Genomic DNA, 15,742 nt, shown 5'->3' with positions numbered 1-15,742 from the left:
AAACTTTGTGACGCCGCCTACAAGTTTCGGTCGACTAAAATAACTGCCGTTCGACCGGAACTGTCCTACACTGACACTCATGAGCACTCCAGAACTTACGCTGCCCGCCCATCTCCTGCCTGCCGACGGCCGCTTTGGCTGTGGCCCCTCCAAGGTTCGCCCCGACCAGCTTGCAGCCATAGAACCTGCAGTCATGGGCACCTCTCACCGCAAGCCAGCGGTCAAAAACCTCGTAGGTTCGGTACGGGAAGGATTAAGCGCTCTCTTCTCGTTGCCAGAAGGCTACGAAATTGTCCTCTCTGTGGGCGGCGCCACCGCTTTCTGGGATGCCGCCACTTTCGGACTCATTGAACGCCACTCCGCGCACCTTACCTTTGGCGAGTTTTCCACTAAGTTTGCAAAGTCTGCCGCGGGTGCCCCTTGGCTTGATGCCCCGTCCATCGTGGAGGCTCCCGCGGGCACCGTGCCCGACGTAGGCGATCTCTCCGCGGAGGCGGACGTGGTTGCTTGGGCGCATAATGAAACCTCCACCGGTGCGATGGCAGAGGTCACCCGCCCACACCCGCGCAACGACCAACAATTGGTGGTTGTAGACGCCACCTCTGGGGCAGGCGGCCTGCCGGTAAATATCGCCGACACGGACGTCTACTACTTCTCGCCGCAGAAATGCTTTGCCTCTGACGGCGGCCTGTGGCTAGCCGCCATGTCCCCCGCCGCCCTGGAGCGGATTGAAAGGATCAACGCCTCTGAGCGCTATATCCCTAATTTCCTCAACCTTCAAACCGCAGTGGATAACTCGCGCAAGAACCAGACCTATAACACCCCGGCGATTGCCACCCTGCTCATGCTGGATAACCAAATCCAGTGGATGAATGAGAACGGAGGCTTGGACGGCATGGTAGAGCGCACCACGCAGTCCTCTACTAACCTGTACCGCTGGGCCGAATCCCGCCCAGAGGCCACTCCATTCGTCGCACATCCTGCTTCTCGTTCGCTCGTGGTGGGCACTATCGACTTTGCAGCCTCCGTCGATGCCGCAGCGCTCGCCGCCACCCTGCGCGCCAACGGCATCGTGGACGTGGAACCGTACCGCAAGCTGGGCCGCAACCAACTGCGCATCGGCATGTTCCCCGCCATTGATCCGGAGGATATCGCTAAGCTCACCCAGTGCATTGACTACGTCTTGGATGCAAAGTAACGCATCACTCACTCAACATGCCCCGCCGCCTCGCAGGCCGTGGGGCTTTTCACGTTATAGTTGAATGCATCACAGAATTGTCCGCCGTCGATAGGCAAAAGGAGCGCCCTATTATGCGCGAGCTGTTCCCAGTTGACAGCGAATCGACTGAAACCTCTTTGGTGCTGCGCACCGAAGACGGCGAAGAGTTTTTCCTCTCCATCACCGATGAACTGCGCGAGGTCCTGCAGGGTGAGCAGCAGGAAACCCCGGAAGAAGAGCCGGCGGCTCCCGCCATCAGCCTTGCCAAGCCCGCCAAACCGGAGCCGGTTGAAGAGGCAAAGATTCGCCCGGCGGAGATCCAAAACCGCATCCGCGCCGGTGCCTCCGCGGCGGAAGTGGCGGAAGAAATGGGCGTGCCCGAGTCCCGCATTGAACCCTTCGCCTACCCGGTCATGCTGGAGCGCAACCGCATCGCGGAGATTGCCAAGCAGGCTCACCCGGTACGCGAGGACGGCCCAGCCAAGCTCACCCTGTGGGAGGTTCTTGCTACCGCCTTTGCCGCTCGCGGACACTCACTGTCCGAGTCCACCTGGGACGCCTACCGCCACCAGGGCGAGGCCTGGATCGTGCGCGTGACGTGGAAGGCCGGCCTGTCCGAGAACGAAGCCGAGTGGTACTTCAAGCAGTCCATGTCCTCGCCCGCCACGGTGGAGGCCCGCAACTCGGTGGCCGCAGACCTAACGGACCCGGACTTCGTACAGCCGGTGCGCTCGCTGACCTCGTTGGGCAGTGGCCGCTACGACGAAGCTATCGACGGCGATCAGCCCAGCAACGTCACTGACCTCACTGCGCCAACCACCCCGCCGGAAGAGCCCGAGGAAGAGGAGTTCCTACAGAACCCCTCCCCGGAAGAAAAGCCCGCCAAGCGCCGCCGCAAGGCCGTCACTCCGCATTGGGAGGACGTACTACTCGGCGTTCGCTCCAATACCAAGCGCCCTAGGGACTAATCGTGGACATCTCTCACGCAGTACTCACTCTCTGGTACATCTCTAAGCCCAACGCAGAAGAGGTGCTAAAGACCGAGCCCAAGGCGGATCGCGGCTTTGGGCGAAAATTCCTCGCCCAATTAGACCCGACATTCCCGGTCACCCCGATTGGGCAATTCCCGCTTAACCGCTCCGCGCAGACGGATCCACATGAGTACTATATCGGCGGCTACCCCGGCATCACCGTGGTACAGACGGTGTGCGAAGGAGACTCTGTCCTCCTCTCTCAGCTGCCGGAAACCCTACTCAATGCGGTCCCCGCCCAGCGCGTCATTGCGCTGGCGAGTAATGAAAAGGAAGGCTATGCCGGCTTCGCCCTGTGGGAGGGTGGCCAGCTCAAGCGCTGCCTGTGCGCTACGCGCGAGCACCTTTATGAAGACACCGGCCTGCCAGAGCCTTTCGAGGCGCCCTACTGGGCAGGAGAAAAGTACGAACCGATCGGTGGCATTTCCCTGCCCTTCGAGCCGCAGGGCATCATGGAGGCGGCCCAGGAGTACTGGCTCGGCATCGAGGTAGGACACGATGGCCCGGATCTGGACGTCGTGGGTTACGCGGTTGACGGCCGCCCAGAGCCGAAGATCGACCCGCCGAAGCCGAAGCGGACCGTGGGCGAGTTAGCTGCGCAGTCGGCCAATAAGCTGGGTCTGAACGATTATGATGATTACGAGGACCACAGCGCCGAGCCGGAATCCACTGGCGAGGAGATCATCTCCACTGCGAAGCATCTGGGTTCCCTCATCGGCAATTGGGGCGCTCAGACGTTTAGGTCGCTCAAGGAGCGCTGGCGTTCATAAAAGGAAATGGCGGCGGCCGTTGCCACATTGAGGGAATCCGTACCCGGGGCCATCGGTATGCGTGCGCGCACATCGGTGGCCTTCATTGCGTGTTCGGTAAGGCCAGGGCCTTCCGCACCGACGAGCATGGCCACCTTATCCAAGCCATGCATGGCCTCGGCCAAATGCACCGCTTGGGGGTTGGGGGTTAAGGAAATGAGGGTAAAGGAGGCGTCGGCAAGCGCCTGCAAGGAACGCTGCCACGTGGTGAACCCGCCTTCCAAATGGGCAAAGGGCAAGCGCAGCACGTGCCCCATGGATACGCGCACCGAGCGTCGATAGAGCGGATCTGCGGCCCCTGAGCCGAGCAGCACCGCGTCCACCCCCATGCCGGCGGCGTGGCGGAAGATTGCGCCAATATTCTCGTGATCGCCCACGCCCTCCAGCACTGCGATGGTTTTCGCGGTCTTCAAAATCTCTCCCAGATCCGGCTCTGGGGCGCGGTCCGCGGCGGCGACAAGCCCGCGGTGCATATCAAAGCCCGCTACCTCTGCGAGGGTCTCGCGGGAGACCTCGTAGATGGGGCACTCAGGCTCGCCATACTCGGAAACGTATGCTTCCAGCTTCTTAGGAAAGCCCACCAGGCAACGCATGGGGAACCGGGATTCGGCCAGCCGGGAGACCACCAGCGGGCCCTCTGCAATGACGAGACCCTCGCCGGATTTATCGGATTTGTTGAGGTTCCGAATATCGTCCAGGCGAGGGTCCGCAGGGTCAGTAATCAGCATGCCTTTAGGCTAGCCGATGGCATTGGATATCGGATCCATGCCAAAGAAAATCACGAAGAGGCCGGCCAAGAGCCACATGATCCAGTGCACTTCCTTGGCCTTACCGGCAAAGGTGGACATGAGCGCGAAGGAGATAAAGCCTACGCCAATACCGTTGGCAATGGAATAGGTAAAGGGCATGGTCACAATGGTCAGGAAGGCCGGAATGGCGATTTCCATCTTGGTCCAGCGGATCTCGGTCAGCTGCGCGGCCATCATCACGCCGACGATGACTAGCACCGGGGAGGCGGCCTCGATAGGCACGATTTCATAAAGCGGGGTCAAAAACATCGCGGCGAGGAACAGCAGGCCGGTCATCAGGTTGGCCAGACCGGTGCGGGCGCCATCGGCAATGCCGGCGGAGGAATCCGCGAAGACGGTATTGGAAGAAGCACAGCCTAGGCCACCGGCCACTGCGCCAAAGCCTTCTACGACGAGGGCCTTTTTCATATCGGGGAGGTTGCCGTCGGCGTCGACAAGCTTGCCTTGCTTGCCCAGGCCGGTCATGGTGCCCATCGCATCAAAGAAGTTGGTAAGCAACAGGGTGAAAATGAGCAAGACGGTGGAAACCACGCCGATTTTCGTGAATGCGCCTACCAGGTTCACATCGCCCACAATGGACAGGTCCGGAATCCCACCGAGCGCTTCTGGTTTGACGGGCGCGGCCATGCCCCAGTCCTCGGAGCCGGTAAATACCTGCACGATAAAAGCGATGATGGTGGTGAGCACGATGGCGATAAAAAGCCCACCCGGCACGTTCCGGATGACCATGAAGGAACAGATAATAAGGCCGATGACAAAGACCAGCGCCGGCCAAGTGGAAATCGATCCATTAATGCCCAAGCCCACCGGCACGGTGGTATGCGCAGCGTCCGGCACGCGGGTGACAAAACCACCGTCCACAAGGCCGATCATGGCGATGAACATGCCGATGCCTACGCCCATCGCCGCCTTCATGGACTGCGGGATGGCGTCGAAGACGGCGGTGCGGAAACCGGAAATGGCCAGCAGAACGATGATGATGCCCTCGATAACCACCAGGCCCATCGATTCTTGCCAGGTCAGCCCGCTGGTGGCGACCATGCTCACGCCCACGAAGGTGTTCATGCCCAGGCCGGCGGCCATGGCGAAGGGGTATTTGGCAATCGCGCCGAAGAGGATAGACATTACGCCCGCGACCAGCGCGGTGGCGGCAGCAACCTGCGGCACGCCCAGCGCGTAGCCGTCTGCATCCTCGGTGGTGCCGAGGATCAGCGGGTTCAAGAGAATGATATAGGCCATGGCGAAGAACGAGACCGTTCCCGCGCGTAGCTCGGTTCCAATGGAGGAACCACGTTCAGAGATATGGAAGTAGCGATCGAGAGTGGCTTTCAACGCCTGCGCCTTTCACGTACAGCGAGTCTTACGCCATAAGTGTGCTGTCTTAGTCCTCGATTTCAAAATCCTGGAAGATGGGTTTTTCATCATCGAAGGCAACTTCGGGGTTCTTTTCTTCCCGCACCCGTGTCTGCGAATGCGCGCCACAACCATAACGCGAGTGCACTACCCGTCCGTCCGCAGAATACTCATTGGCGCAGACGCCGTAGTTTTCCATCAGCTCTACATAAAACGCGCAGGTGCGGCATTGCAGGCGCGCCTTGGCCGCCATATCCGTATTCGGGCCACGCTCGGTGCGCCAGCGCTTCTTGGCGTCGTCCAAGCCGGACTTGGAAAGTTTGTCGCCGTCCAGGCGGGAATCATCTACGGCCGGTGGCATCAAATCACCCGGCCCAAGGTCGCCCGGCCGCACGCGATCCTCATAGGGCACCCATTCCGGCGGCTGCAGAGCCTCTCCGCCTGGCACCAGCGCCACTTCATTGACGGTGACGTAGCGCGATCCCTCCGCACATGCGAGCACCGCCTGCCATTCCCAGCCGGGGTAGCCAGGCATCTCTGCTTCAAATCGGTGGGTAGCAACGTTTCGGCCCATCCCAGCGACGCCGATATGCTTGCCGACGCCCCCTTCCCCCACCTCATCCAGCGCCTCGCGCGCAATGCGCACGGCGCGGGAATCGATCAACGGATTTGCTTTTCGCTTACTCACGCCCCTCATTATTCATTATGGGGCGCGCACGGTGGTACATATGGTGCATGTCGTTTCTTTCCCGCGCCGCCTGCATTCTCCTGCCCTGCACCCTCGTTGCTTGTTCCTCTACCCATGCAGAACCCGAAGTTGAGCACCTCTCCGTGGAGGTCTTAGGCACCGCTTCCCTGCCGGCCAATTCCTTTACTCAAGGCCTCGAAACCGATCCGGACGGCAACCTGCTCCTTGGCACCGGCCAATGGGGCGAATCCCGCCTGGAGCGCTTCTCCCCCGAAACCGGCGAAACCTTAGCCGAAACGCACCTGGATAACCGCTACTTTGGCGAGGGCATCACCCAGGCCGGAGATTCCATCTGGCAGCTAACCTGGAAGTCCGGCCAGGCCCTGAAATACGACCAGGACCTGCGCCAGGTCGATACCGCCGCCTACACCGGTGAAGGGTGGGGGCTGTGTAATAACGGCGAAGATCTTCTCATGTCCGATGGCTCCGCTACCCTGCGGCATATGGATCCGGAAACTTTTGCGGAGCGCTCGACCACCGACGTCAGCCTGGAAGGAAAACCCCTCGAGGACATCAATGAGCTGGAGTGCGTGGGCGATTCCGTTTATGCCAATGTGTGGATGGATGACAATATCTACCGCATCGATCCTTCCACCGGCCGCGTGACCGCCGTCATTTCCACCGACGCCATAGATAAATCCCGCTATACCGACCCCGATGACGTCCTCAACGGCATCGCGCACATCAAAGACGATGAGTTCTGGCTTACCGGCAAGCGGTGGAAAGAACTCTTCCACGTTCGAGTAAGGTAAAGGCCCATGGCAACCCGTAAGGAAGCAAGGAAAAAGTCGCTGCTGCAGATCTTGGCCCTCATCGTGGTCGTGGCAGTCATCGTCGCCGCCGTAGTGATCTTCCAGAACTGGTGGAACCAGCGGCCGGGTCCCGATCCGCGCGAAATCAAAGTGACCGCCTCCGTGGGCGATAATTCCATCGACTTCGCCCCTTATATCGCGTGCGAGCCCGGCGCCGATTGCCCAGAGGGCGAGGTCCCGAACCTCACCGTAGGGGAAGACGACACCCTCAAGCTGGAAATCCCCGAAGAGATTTCTGATCATGAATGGAAGATTCTCTCCATCTACGATGACCCCGCCGCCAATGATGAAACCGCGCACGGCGCGAACGAGACTACTGAAGTATCAATCCCCGGATCGGTAGAGCCCATCAAGGCCTCCACCGGCAAACGCCCCCGCCTCAAGGTGGTAGAGATTTCCTCCATGATGATCGGCACCGATGACAACGGTGACGAAACCCCCTTGGCCACCGTGTGGTCGCTCACCACGATGACCGATAAAGAACGAGAAGCCTCCGCGGAGGAATCCACGAAGGCTTCTGATTAGCTATCCAAATCCTTCGCAATTGCGCGAAGGATTTCTGCTACCTGGCGGCCGGTCTTGCGCTCCGGGTAGCGGCCGGAATTGAGCACCGGCTGAATCTGTGACTCCAGCAAAGTCATCACATCAGAGACCATGCTGCCGAGTTCCTCGGGCTTGCGGGCCGGCGTGCGGCGACGCGGCTTATCCAATACCTTGACCCGCAGCGCCTGCGGACCACGGCGGCCAGCCGCGAAATCGAAATCGATGCGCTGGCCTGGGAACAGTTCCTCTACTCCCTTAGGCAACACGTTGCGGCCGACATAGACGTCTTCATCGCCCGGGTTGCTGACGAAACCGAAACCTTTCTCGGCGTCATACCACTTCACTTTGCCAATAGGCATAGGTACCCACCTCTTCTCTAGGGGAAAATCTTTATTTTAGCTGCCTGGTCAAAACAACAGAAGTCGCGCACGCTAACGCGACACACCTCCGCCATGTGCCACAGATCACATGTTGCCACTCACCTGCACAAATGCCCTCGCACGCGCCACATTCGCCCCATTCCTTTCCCATTTAGTGCCCATAACGTGACACTTTCGTTATAAACCGCTACGCTGTCCCCCAGACATTTAAGAGCCGTTAAGAAAGTTGCCCTCGCCCGCCCTTTCTTTTTGGTACATATTCTTTGCACTTAATGCGGGCACACAGAGAGGACTAACTACATGGGACGCCACTCCGCTAAGAACCGCATGGCCGCTAAGTTCACCGCCGGCACCGTCGCCTTCGGCGCCGCTGCTGCCATCATGGCACCAACCGCATCTGCTGCCCCGGATTCCGACTGGGACCGCCTGGCACAGTGCGAGGCCGGCGGCAACTGGCACATCAACACCGGCAACGGCTTCTACGGCGGACTGCAGTTCAACCCGCAGACCTGGCAGGCTAATGGCGGCGGCGAGTTCGCAGCTACCGCTGACCAGGCTTCCCGCGAGCAGCAGATCGTTGTTGCTGAGCGCGTACTTGCTTCCCAGGGCTGGGGCGCATGGCCGGCTTGCTCCGCTTCCCTAGGCCTGAACTCCGCTCCTACCCAGCGCACCGCTCCGTCCGCCGCACCTAAGGCTCCGGCCCAAGCACCGGCTCCGGTTAAGCAGGCTGCTGCCCAGAAGTCCGACGAGCTGGCCGTTGATGCCCTGTACAACACCATCAAGAACGCCGCTAACTCCTACGGCCTGGCTCTGCCTCCACAGTTCACCGAGCTGTACAAGGCTAACCGCCACGACTTCAACAACTTCTACTCTGCCAACCGCAACGTCATCGACCCGATTGCGCAGATGATTGAGAACATCACCCGCTAAGACACAGCGCTGAAAGGCCCCTTGCTCATGCAAGGGGCCTTTTCTGCGTGAGAGAGAAATTCCCCGCACCGAGGCGGGGAAACACTCTAGCGGTTGATGCGAGTATAAGGGTGAACGTAGTTCAGCTTCTCTGCCGGCATCGGCAAAATCAGATCATCGCCGTAGGGGCTGGATGCACCAGCAAAAGGCGCAGAGATTTCCGTGATTGCGTGCTCGCGATTTTCGTTCTTCGGCCAAGCCGGGGAAACGTGACCCTTCTTCTCATTCGACATAGTCCCTATTATTTCAAACCTTGCGCAAAAACGTAACTCAATCGATAGCTAAACTGGGAAGTCATCATGACTCAGTCTTCCCATCTTCAGCATTTCCGCACGTGGCTTGCCTCCCTTGACGAAGAAGAGCTGGCAACAGTCCTCCGCAACCGGCCAGATGTGCTCAACCCACTACCCCCAAGTATCGCCGCGCTCGCCACTCGGCTCCTGCTGCGCACCTCTATCACACGAGCCCTTATGGACTGCTCCGCGGAGCTGCTCGCGAAAATCGAGGACATCGCGCGCCGTGGTGGAGAGCTCGAGGAGGTAGAAGACCTGCATCCGGAGACCACCCGCCAGCTCAAGGAGCGCGGACTAGCGTACGGCAACGTCCTCATTCCGCCTGAGGTCATGCCTGCCTTGCCTACGGGCTGGTCCCTCCTCGAACAAATCCGAGTAAGCCCGGCAGACATCGCCGAGCTGCCAGCTGAAGAGCGCAAGGTCCTCGAGACCCTGTCCCGGTCCAATGGCCTCGGTACCACGCGGGACGCAGCCGTTGATGCGGATCCGACGCGGCCGATCCCGCGGCTCATCGCCAAGCAGCTGCTCCACCGCGTTGACTCAACCACCGTCCGCCTGCCACGCGCCGTGCACCTTGCGCTGAACGGCAAAGCCACCGCGCCTATCCCTGTGGAGGGAATCACCGAATCCCCCTCCCCCGATTCCAAGGCCGATGATGCTGGCACTGCAGCCGGGTTATCCGTCGTGCGCGGCATGCAGCGTGTCATTGACTCCCTAGGCGCTCGGCCGATAGAACTCCTCAAAGACAAGACCGTCGGCGTTCGCCAGCTCACCGGATTAAGCAAGACCCTTAACATTGGCGAGGAGGAGTTGCGCCGCCTCATCGAACTCGGCATGAGTGCCCGCCTACTAAGCCGCGGTGAGCCGAAAAACATGGAGGGCAATTTCCTCGCCCCAACGGAGCTCGCCCAAACCTGGCTCGACGCCAGCCTCGCCGAAAAATGGCAGCTCCTGCTCGAGTCATGGACAACCTCCACGTGGACCAACGAAGGCCGCACACTGGCGCACACCAATGACCGCCTGCCGGGCTTCAGGCAAAAGGTCCTGCAGGTCTATCTGCGCGGGGCGAAACCCACCTTCGAAGAATCCCTCCGCTTCCACTTCCCACTCTTTGCCACGCATACCGCGGACGAGACTATCGCCGAGCTCCGTGCGGAAGCCGAGTGGATCGGCGCAATCGCCCTCGAGCGCCCCACCAGCGTGCTTATCGAGGGCCCCGAGGCCGCCGCCCGCCTGACCCCAGATACGGTTGACTACTTTCTAATTCAGGCAGATATGACCGTATTGGTTCCCGGACCGCTCGATCCAGAAACACACCAACGGCTCGAATCCGTCGCGGACCTTGAATCCCCCGGCTTGGCCAGTGTCTACCGCATCTCGGACGCTTCCCTTCGCCGCGGCCTTGATCGCGGAATGACTGGGGAGGAAATCCACGCCTTTTTCGCAGCCCACGGGGAGGTGCCGCAGACGCTGGAGTTCCATATCGGGGACGTCGCCAAGCGCCACGGCACCCTGCGCTCCGGCCCGGCACTGTCCTACCTGCGCAGCGAGGACCCAGCCCTCCTCCAGATTGCGCTCAAGGCCGCGCCTTTGCGTCTGCTTGCTCCCACCGTCGCTATTTCTCAACTGCCGGTACACGACCTGCTGGAGCGGCTGCGCGATCACGGTCTTTCTCCCGCGGCCGAGGACCACAACGGCGCGAGCCTCACGGTTGCACCCGAACCTGCAACGCTACCGACCCCCACCGCGCGTCGGGCTACCGCTTTCCCGGACATTGCGAAGGCCATGCGCAATCTGCGCGATGACTCCGCGCCTTCCACTCCCAGCCTCGATATAGTCCACGCAGCCGCACGCACAGCCCGGTCGATCACCATTGGCTATGCGGATAAGAACGGCAACGAAAAGCACCGCACCGTTACCCCGCTGACGGTCGCGGGTGGGCAAATCGACGCCCGCTCTTCCGACGGCTCCACTATCCGATTTCCCTTGCACCGGATCACCTCCGTTACGCTGGAGCCATGAATGGACCATTAATTGTGCAGTCGGATAAGACCGTCTTGCTCGAGGTGGATCACGCCCAGGCCGCAGAGGCCCGCGCCGCGCTCGCTCCCTTTGCAGAGCTGGAGCGCGCTCCCGAGCACGTGCACACCTACCGCATTACTCCGCTCGCGCTGTGGAATGCCCGCGCGGCCGGACACGACGCCGAGCAGGTCGTCGACGTCCTCGAAAACTACTCGCGCTTTCCGGTCCCCCAAGCCCTGCTTATCGACGTCGCCGAAACCATGTCCCGCTACGGCCGCGTCCGCCTGCACGCCCACCCAGCCCACGGCCTCATTCTCGAGTCCGAAGAGCCACCTATCCTGGAAGAACTCTCCCGTGGCGCAACCGGAAAGCTCCTTGGCGCTCGCATCGACGAGCATTCCATCGCCGTCCCGCCCTCCGAGCGCGGCCGCCTCAAGCAAGCCCTCCTCAAGGCGAGCTGGCCGGCAGAAGATCTCGCAGGTTATGTCGATGGCGAGTCCCACCCCATCGCCCTCAATCATGATGGATGGCAGCTGCGCGATTATCAGCAGTACGCCACCGAGGCCTTTTGGTCCGGCGGCTCTGGCGTCGTGGTGCTGCCGTGCGGTGCTGGCAAAACCATCGTCGGTGCGGCAGCCATGGCCAAAGCAGAATCCACCACGCTCATCTTGGTCACCAATACCGTCGCCGGCCGCCAATGGCGGGACGAACTCCTGCGCCGCACCACGCTGACGGAAAATGAAATCGGCGAATACTCCGGCGAGAAGAAGGAAATCAAGCCCATCACCATTGCCACCTACCAGGTGGTCACGCGTAAAACCAAAGGCGAATACCGCGCCCTCGAGCTCTTCGACTCCCGCGATTGGGGCCTCATCATCTACGACGAGGTCCACCTCCTTCCCGCGCCGGTGTTCCGTATGACTTCGGACCTCCAATCGCGGCGTCGACTAGGGCTCACCGCCACCCTCGTGCGCGAGGACGGCCGCGAGGGCGACGTCTTTTCCCTCATCGGACCTAAGCGCTACGACGCCCCATGGAAAGAGCTCGAGATGGCCGGCTATATCGCCACCGCCGAGTGCATCGAGGTCCGCGTAGACATGGACGCCGAGGAGCGCATGCTCTATGCCACCGCCCAACCTCGCGACCGCTACCGCATCGCTGCCCAGGCTGCCGCCAAGCTACGCGCGGTCGACAAAATCCTGGCCCGCCACCCGCAGCAGGCGCTTATCATCGGCGGCTACGTCGACCAGCTCAAAGAACTCGGCGCGCATCTCGACGCCCCCGTAATCGATGGCTCCACCTCCACTGCTAAGCGCGAACGCCTCTTCCAGCAATTCCGGGATGGCAGCCTTCCCGTTCTGGTGGTGTCCAAGGTCGCCAATTTCTCCATCGATCTCCCCGAGGCCGCCCTAGCCATCCAGGTCTCCGGCACCTTCGGTTCCCGCCAGGAAGAGGCTCAGCGCCTTGGCCGGCTACTCCGCCCCAAGGAAGAAGAGGCGCTCTTTTATTCGCTGGTCACCCGCGATAGCCTCGATGCTGACTACGCCGTGCACCGCCAGCGTTTCCTCGCCGAACAAGGATATGCCTACCGGCTTATCGACGCACTAGACTTAGAACAATGAAAATCTTCAAGTTCGACGTAGACGAGTCCTTTGCCAAGGCCAATAACGAGCTCTTGCGCGATTCCAACCGCCTTCGCCTTTCCGGCCTCGTACTGGGCATCCTGCTCATCATCGGCGGCGCGGCCATCTGGTGGGGATTTTCCTGGGGCATCACTATCGGCCTGGGCATGATTCTATTCGGAATCATGGTGGCCATCGTCGGCTTTGCCGCCGCTCGTAAAGTTGGCACCGCCCAGCAACTCTATGATTCCTATCCCCTTGCGCCGGCCGTCATCGCTGAAGTAAATGAACGCGATATGGTCTTGCTCGCATTGGTGAATACCAATGTGGATCCTTCCCTTCCTCCCCGCTGGGCTGCATGTCTGCGCACCGTGACCGCCATCCCCGGCACCCAACGGACCGTAGGCACCAAGGTTCCCGTTGCAGCTGTTTCTGGCCGCGCGGACAATAACCACTGGCAGCAAATCACCCCGATGCCCATCGCCTGGGGCACTCCTGACGCCGAGACCGTCACCATCGCTCGCAAATCCATCCCCCAAGAGGAATGGCAGCGCCTCGAGCGAGCCCGCAAGCGCCTTTCCGACGTCAAGGCTACTAAGTTCGACCTGCTGGTTCTCTAGAGCTGCATAAGCTACGTCGGATACAGGTCCGTTCACAGACCCAACTGAAACTTCCACGCTAGGCAAGGAATTGGTCGTCATCTTGCCTCGTCCTGTGAGCACACGAGGCAAGATTAACGCCTCGGTAGCCCTCAACGAGAAACCGAGTTACGCGCTAAATATGCAACCCGCGCAATCACAATTAAACCGCGAGGCGGGCGTCTTTATCCTTTCACTTTCTCTCTTTTTGATCGCTGTTGTTGTAGTGCGAGGTATTTTGCCCAGGTGTGGTTCCAGTGTGTTTGGTGTGTGGCTAGGGGCCCGGTGGGGTGGTCTAGTTGGTAGGTGCCGTCTCGGTGGAGCCAGGCGATGGTGCCGGTGATGGGGTCGAGGATGTAGTGGACGCGGCGGTCGGTTTTGATGTTGTGGTGGTGTTGGCAGAGGTTTACTAGGTTGTCTGGGCTGGTCGGTCCGCCTTGGTGGTATTCGATGCGGTGGTCTAGTTGGCACTGTGTGGCGGGGATGGTGCAGCCGGGCCAGCGGCAGGTGGCGTCTCTGCCTTGGGTGTAGGCGCGGATGTCGGCGTCAGGGATGTAGGAGTCTACTTCGTCGGCGTTAAGCCGACGGATGAAGGTGTTGTCTGTGGGGGCATGGTTGAGATTTATCCAACCTGCGCCGGGATGAAAGACGATATTGGTGTCTTCGTTGGTGGTGAAGGTGTTTATAGCGACGCTGGTATGGGTGTCTTCGAGGATGAGATCGATAAGGCCCTGCGCTGCGGTGGTGTGTGCCTTGTTGGTGTACACATCGATATGGCGGGCGATGATTGTGGCGGTAGCACTATCGCAGGTCAAAGATAGTGTAGTGGTGTTATCGGGGTTGTAGTTTATGCGGAGTGTGGGTTGCGGCTTTTCTTCTTTGTCTCCGGGGCGCAAGTGGGTGTCGATGAAGCCGCGGATGAAGCGGCGTAGTTCAGCATCAGTGGGGACTGTTTGATTCGGTGCGGTGGGCGTGAGGAAGTCTGCGAGTGCGGCGTCGATGGCTTCGAGGTCATCTAGGTTATTTTCCAGTCGGTGTAGTTCGCGGTCGATGATGCGCAATTTGGTCAGATCGAGGATCCAGTGGAGTCCTTGCACTTCGGTGACTAGAGGTAGTTGGCGCATGCGGAAGTGGACGCGCAGGAAGCCTTGGAGTTTCGAGTAGGAGATACCAAGGTCTTTGGCGAGACTGGTCAGGCTTAAATCAACATCTTCGTCTAGTTGGGGGAGGATTGCGCGGTAGAGGAACCAGGAGGTTTTGCGGGTGTAGGTGCCGGCTTGGCCGATGTGGTTGCCGGGTGCGTTGGTGGTGTAGAACGCTTCGGGCACATCACCTTCATCTAGAGGATCAGTATCGGGATGGCCGGAAATGAGGAGGGTGTCGGGATAGTCGAGGGCGGTATCGGGTTGAGGTGGGGATAGTGTGGCAGTCACGGGGTGTACTCCAACAAAAAAGTAGGGGTTCGTACGTGGTTTCTAACCAGTGTCCTTATAGTATCCCGGCTTTCGAACATATGCTCTTGATGGGGGTGTTTATGTTCGAATAGGGTGACCTAAACCTGCAGGGATCTCCAGAGTCACACCCCACACACCGGCGGGGGTAAAAGGAAAGGTTTAGAGTTCGTCGACGCCGGCAAGCAGGGAGCGAATTTCGGGGCAGTTAGCAAACTTCCGCTTTAGCCGACCCAAGAATTCTTCAAAGGAAGTTGGTTCAGCAACCTTTTGGATTTTCCCGAGCAACTCATACGCTTGGTCGCAACCGTACTTGTTTTCCAACTGCTCCTCGACTTTTCGCATCAGAATGGGAATGGTCTCGTCCGGCAAGTCCGGAAGAAGCTGCTCTGCCAAGCTCCATTCAATTCCGGCGTCCGAGGCTGTTGCCCAAGCACGCTCCGGATCATTTAGGCACACGTACTGGAACATCGCTAGGTCCCATGGTTTATCCCGCAGGCGAGTCTGGATGAGTACTGACGCGGTGTCCCCTACGGCCGCAAAAAGCCCACGCGCAGTCGATAGCATTGGAAAACTATCGAAGGCTATCCGGTGCACGGCGGGGCTGCGGTGGGGAAAGTGGGCGTCGCAAAGCGCGGCCCAAAAAGTAACGATATGGAAAGTATCCTCCGTGGGCAACGCCAGCATGGCCTTCTCTGAGTACCTATAGGCGAGGTCAAACTGACCTATCTCCGAAAGGCCGCGAATCAGCTGCTCGTATCCGTCCGTATGAGTACGATATACGTCCTCGACAGAGCCAGAAAGCACCGCGAGCCGACGCCTCGCATACGCGCCATGCGCCCGCTCGCGAAGTTCCTTCACGCCCTCTACGCCTAAAGATTCCTCGTACTGCACGGGGTCAACATCTATTTGTTCCGCATACGGACCTGACCCCTGTTTGGTGGACACCTGATATCCAGCCCAGTCGGGCTGGAAGAAAGGTAATCTACCACCATGTCCAGGTACTCCGAACAGTTCAAACGCGATGCCGTGGCCCTCTACGA

16 protein-coding genes are annotated in these 15,742 nt (G+C 60.0%); 9 read left to right on the top strand and 7 right to left on the bottom strand.

What is annotated here, in order from left to right:
* Positions 1–79 precede the first annotated feature (79 nt).
* The 3 genes from serC (at position 80) to RAE07_RS06250 (ending at position 3,020) form a co-directional block, all read left to right on the top strand.
* Positions 80–1,198: a phosphoserine transaminase gene (gene serC / locus RAE07_RS06260; protein ID WP_200287977.1), complete on the top strand. Its 1,119-nt coding sequence runs from the start codon at positions 80–82 to the stop codon at positions 1,196–1,198.
* Positions 1,199–1,311: 113 nt separating this feature from the next.
* Positions 1,312–2,187, top strand: coding sequence for a septation protein SepH (gene sepH / locus RAE07_RS06255; protein WP_023022012.1), 876 nt, complete (start codon positions 1,312–1,314; stop codon positions 2,185–2,187).
* Between the two features lie 2 nt (positions 2,188–2,189).
* Entirely contained in the window at positions 2,190–3,020 is an 831-nt protein-coding gene (locus RAE07_RS06250) for a DUF6928 family protein (RefSeq protein ID WP_023022013.1), read from the top strand.
* On the opposite strand, the gene RAE07_RS06245 is transcribed toward RAE07_RS06250, so the two are convergent.
* Genes RAE07_RS06245 through RAE07_RS06235 form a run of 3 tightly spaced genes read right to left on the bottom strand, consistent with a single transcriptional unit; the run spans position 2,981 to position 5,918 of the window.
* The gene (locus tag RAE07_RS06245) at positions 2,981–3,787 is read right to left on the bottom strand and encodes a TrmH family RNA methyltransferase (protein ID WP_200287979.1); all 807 of its coding nucleotides are present in this window, start codon (positions 3,785–3,787) and stop codon (positions 2,981–2,983) included. The two genes, RAE07_RS06250 and RAE07_RS06245, sit on opposite strands and share 40 nt — an antisense overlap.
* Positions 3,788–3,796: 9 nt before the next feature.
* Complete coding sequence (locus RAE07_RS06240) at positions 3,797–5,200, bottom strand: NCS2 family permease (RefSeq protein WP_200287981.1); 1,404 nt, start codon at positions 5,198–5,200, stop codon at positions 3,797–3,799.
* Between the two features lie 49 nt (positions 5,201–5,249).
* Positions 5,250–5,918: a DUF3027 domain-containing protein gene (locus tag RAE07_RS06235; protein WP_248100411.1), complete on the bottom strand. Its 669-nt coding sequence runs from the start codon at positions 5,916–5,918 to the stop codon at positions 5,250–5,252.
* 38 nt (positions 5,919–5,956) lie between these two features.
* Between RAE07_RS06235 and RAE07_RS06230 the strand changes: the two genes are divergently transcribed.
* Entirely contained in the window at positions 5,957–6,721 is a 765-nt protein-coding gene (locus tag RAE07_RS06230) for a glutaminyl-peptide cyclotransferase (protein ID WP_248100409.1), read from the top strand.
* Between the two features lie 6 nt (positions 6,722–6,727).
* The gene (locus tag RAE07_RS06225) at positions 6,728–7,306 is read left to right on the top strand and encodes a DUF2771 domain-containing protein (RefSeq protein WP_023022018.1); all 579 of its coding nucleotides are present in this window, start codon (positions 6,728–6,730) and stop codon (positions 7,304–7,306) included.
* On the opposite strand, the gene RAE07_RS06220 is transcribed toward RAE07_RS06225, so the two are convergent.
* Positions 7,303–7,683 (bottom strand): cold-shock protein, encoded by a 381-nt coding sequence (locus RAE07_RS06220; protein WP_005323875.1) that lies wholly within the window; start codon positions 7,681–7,683, stop codon positions 7,303–7,305. The two genes, RAE07_RS06225 and RAE07_RS06220, sit on opposite strands and share 4 nt — an antisense overlap.
* A 321-nt stretch (positions 7,684–8,004) precedes the next feature.
* Here RAE07_RS06220 and RAE07_RS06215 point away from each other — a divergent pair, with 321 nt between their 5' ends.
* Positions 8,005–8,634 (top strand): resuscitation-promoting factor Rpf1 domain-containing protein, encoded by a 630-nt coding sequence (locus RAE07_RS06215; RefSeq protein ID WP_049360602.1) that lies wholly within the window; start codon positions 8,005–8,007, stop codon positions 8,632–8,634.
* Positions 8,635–8,720: 86 nt separating this feature from the next.
* Here RAE07_RS06215 and RAE07_RS06210 read toward each other — a convergent pair whose 3' ends face one another.
* Complete coding sequence (locus RAE07_RS06210; protein WP_023022020.1) at positions 8,721–8,906, bottom strand: hypothetical protein; 186 nt, start codon at positions 8,904–8,906, stop codon at positions 8,721–8,723.
* Positions 8,907–8,972: 66 nt separating this feature from the next.
* Here RAE07_RS06210 and RAE07_RS06205 point away from each other — a divergent pair, with 66 nt between their 5' ends.
* Genes RAE07_RS06205 through RAE07_RS06195 form a run of 3 tightly spaced genes read left to right on the top strand, consistent with a single transcriptional unit; the run spans position 8,973 to position 13,230 of the window.
* Positions 8,973–10,988 (top strand): helicase-associated domain-containing protein, encoded by a 2,016-nt coding sequence (locus RAE07_RS06205; RefSeq protein ID WP_317001550.1) that lies wholly within the window; start codon positions 8,973–8,975, stop codon positions 10,986–10,988.
* Entirely contained in the window at positions 10,985–12,610 is a 1,626-nt protein-coding gene (locus RAE07_RS06200; protein ID WP_023022022.1) for a DNA repair helicase XPB, read from the top strand. The genes RAE07_RS06205 and RAE07_RS06200 overlap by 4 nt, the downstream gene beginning before the upstream one ends.
* The gene (locus RAE07_RS06195) at positions 12,607–13,230 is read left to right on the top strand and encodes a DUF3239 domain-containing protein (RefSeq protein ID WP_049360595.1); all 624 of its coding nucleotides are present in this window, start codon (positions 12,607–12,609) and stop codon (positions 13,228–13,230) included. Before RAE07_RS06200 ends, RAE07_RS06195 begins: the two co-directional genes overlap by 4 nt.
* A gap of 203 nt (positions 13,231–13,433) precedes the next feature.
* Here RAE07_RS06195 and RAE07_RS06190 read toward each other — a convergent pair whose 3' ends face one another.
* Complete coding sequence (locus tag RAE07_RS06190; protein WP_317001549.1) at positions 13,434–14,681, bottom strand: HNH endonuclease signature motif containing protein; 1,248 nt, start codon at positions 14,679–14,681, stop codon at positions 13,434–13,436.
* A gap of 180 nt (positions 14,682–14,861) precedes the next feature.
* Positions 14,862–15,742 (bottom strand): hypothetical protein (locus RAE07_RS06185; protein ID WP_317001548.1); only part of this gene is annotated, 881 nt, incomplete at its 5' end.

The sequence above is a fragment of the Corynebacterium nasorum genome (genome assembly GCF_032821635.1).
Taxonomy (GTDB): Bacteria; Actinomycetota; Actinomycetes; order Mycobacteriales; family Mycobacteriaceae; genus Corynebacterium; species Corynebacterium kefirresidentii.
The sequence above is the reverse complement of the archived record's forward strand: the minus strand, read 5'-3'. Positions and strand labels throughout refer to the sequence as shown.

Bases quoted from the DNA above. Each gene is read 5' to 3' on its own strand.
- serC (WP_200287977.1), top strand. From the start codon at position 80: ATGAGCACTCCAGAACTTACGCTGCCCGCCCATCTCCTGCCTGCCGAC.
- sepH (WP_023022012.1), top strand. From the start codon at position 1,312: ATGCGCGAGCTGTTCCCAGTTGACAGCGAATCGACTGAAACCTCTTTG.
- RAE07_RS06245 (WP_200287979.1), bottom strand. From the start codon at position 3,787: ATGCTGATTACTGACCCTGCGGACCCTCGCCTGGACGATATTCGGAAC.
- RAE07_RS06235 (WP_248100411.1), bottom strand. From the start codon at position 5,918: ATGAGGGGCGTGAGTAAGCGAAAAGCAAATCCGTTGATCGATTCCCGC.
- RAE07_RS06230 (WP_248100409.1), top strand. From the start codon at position 5,957: ATGTCGTTTCTTTCCCGCGCCGCCTGCATTCTCCTGCCCTGCACCCTC.
- RAE07_RS06225 (WP_023022018.1), top strand. From the start codon at position 6,728: ATGGCAACCCGTAAGGAAGCAAGGAAAAAGTCGCTGCTGCAGATCTTG.
- RAE07_RS06220 (WP_005323875.1), bottom strand. From the start codon at position 7,683: ATGCCTATTGGCAAAGTGAAGTGGTATGACGCCGAGAAAGGTTTCGGT.
- RAE07_RS06215 (WP_049360602.1), top strand. From the start codon at position 8,005: ATGGGACGCCACTCCGCTAAGAACCGCATGGCCGCTAAGTTCACCGCC.
- RAE07_RS06210 (WP_023022020.1), bottom strand. From the start codon at position 8,906: ATGTCGAATGAGAAGAAGGGTCACGTTTCCCCGGCTTGGCCGAAGAAC.
- RAE07_RS06205 (WP_317001550.1), top strand. From the start codon at position 8,973: ATGACTCAGTCTTCCCATCTTCAGCATTTCCGCACGTGGCTTGCCTCC.
- RAE07_RS06200 (WP_023022022.1), top strand. From the start codon at position 10,985: ATGAATGGACCATTAATTGTGCAGTCGGATAAGACCGTCTTGCTCGAG.
- RAE07_RS06195 (WP_049360595.1), top strand. From the start codon at position 12,607: ATGAAAATCTTCAAGTTCGACGTAGACGAGTCCTTTGCCAAGGCCAAT.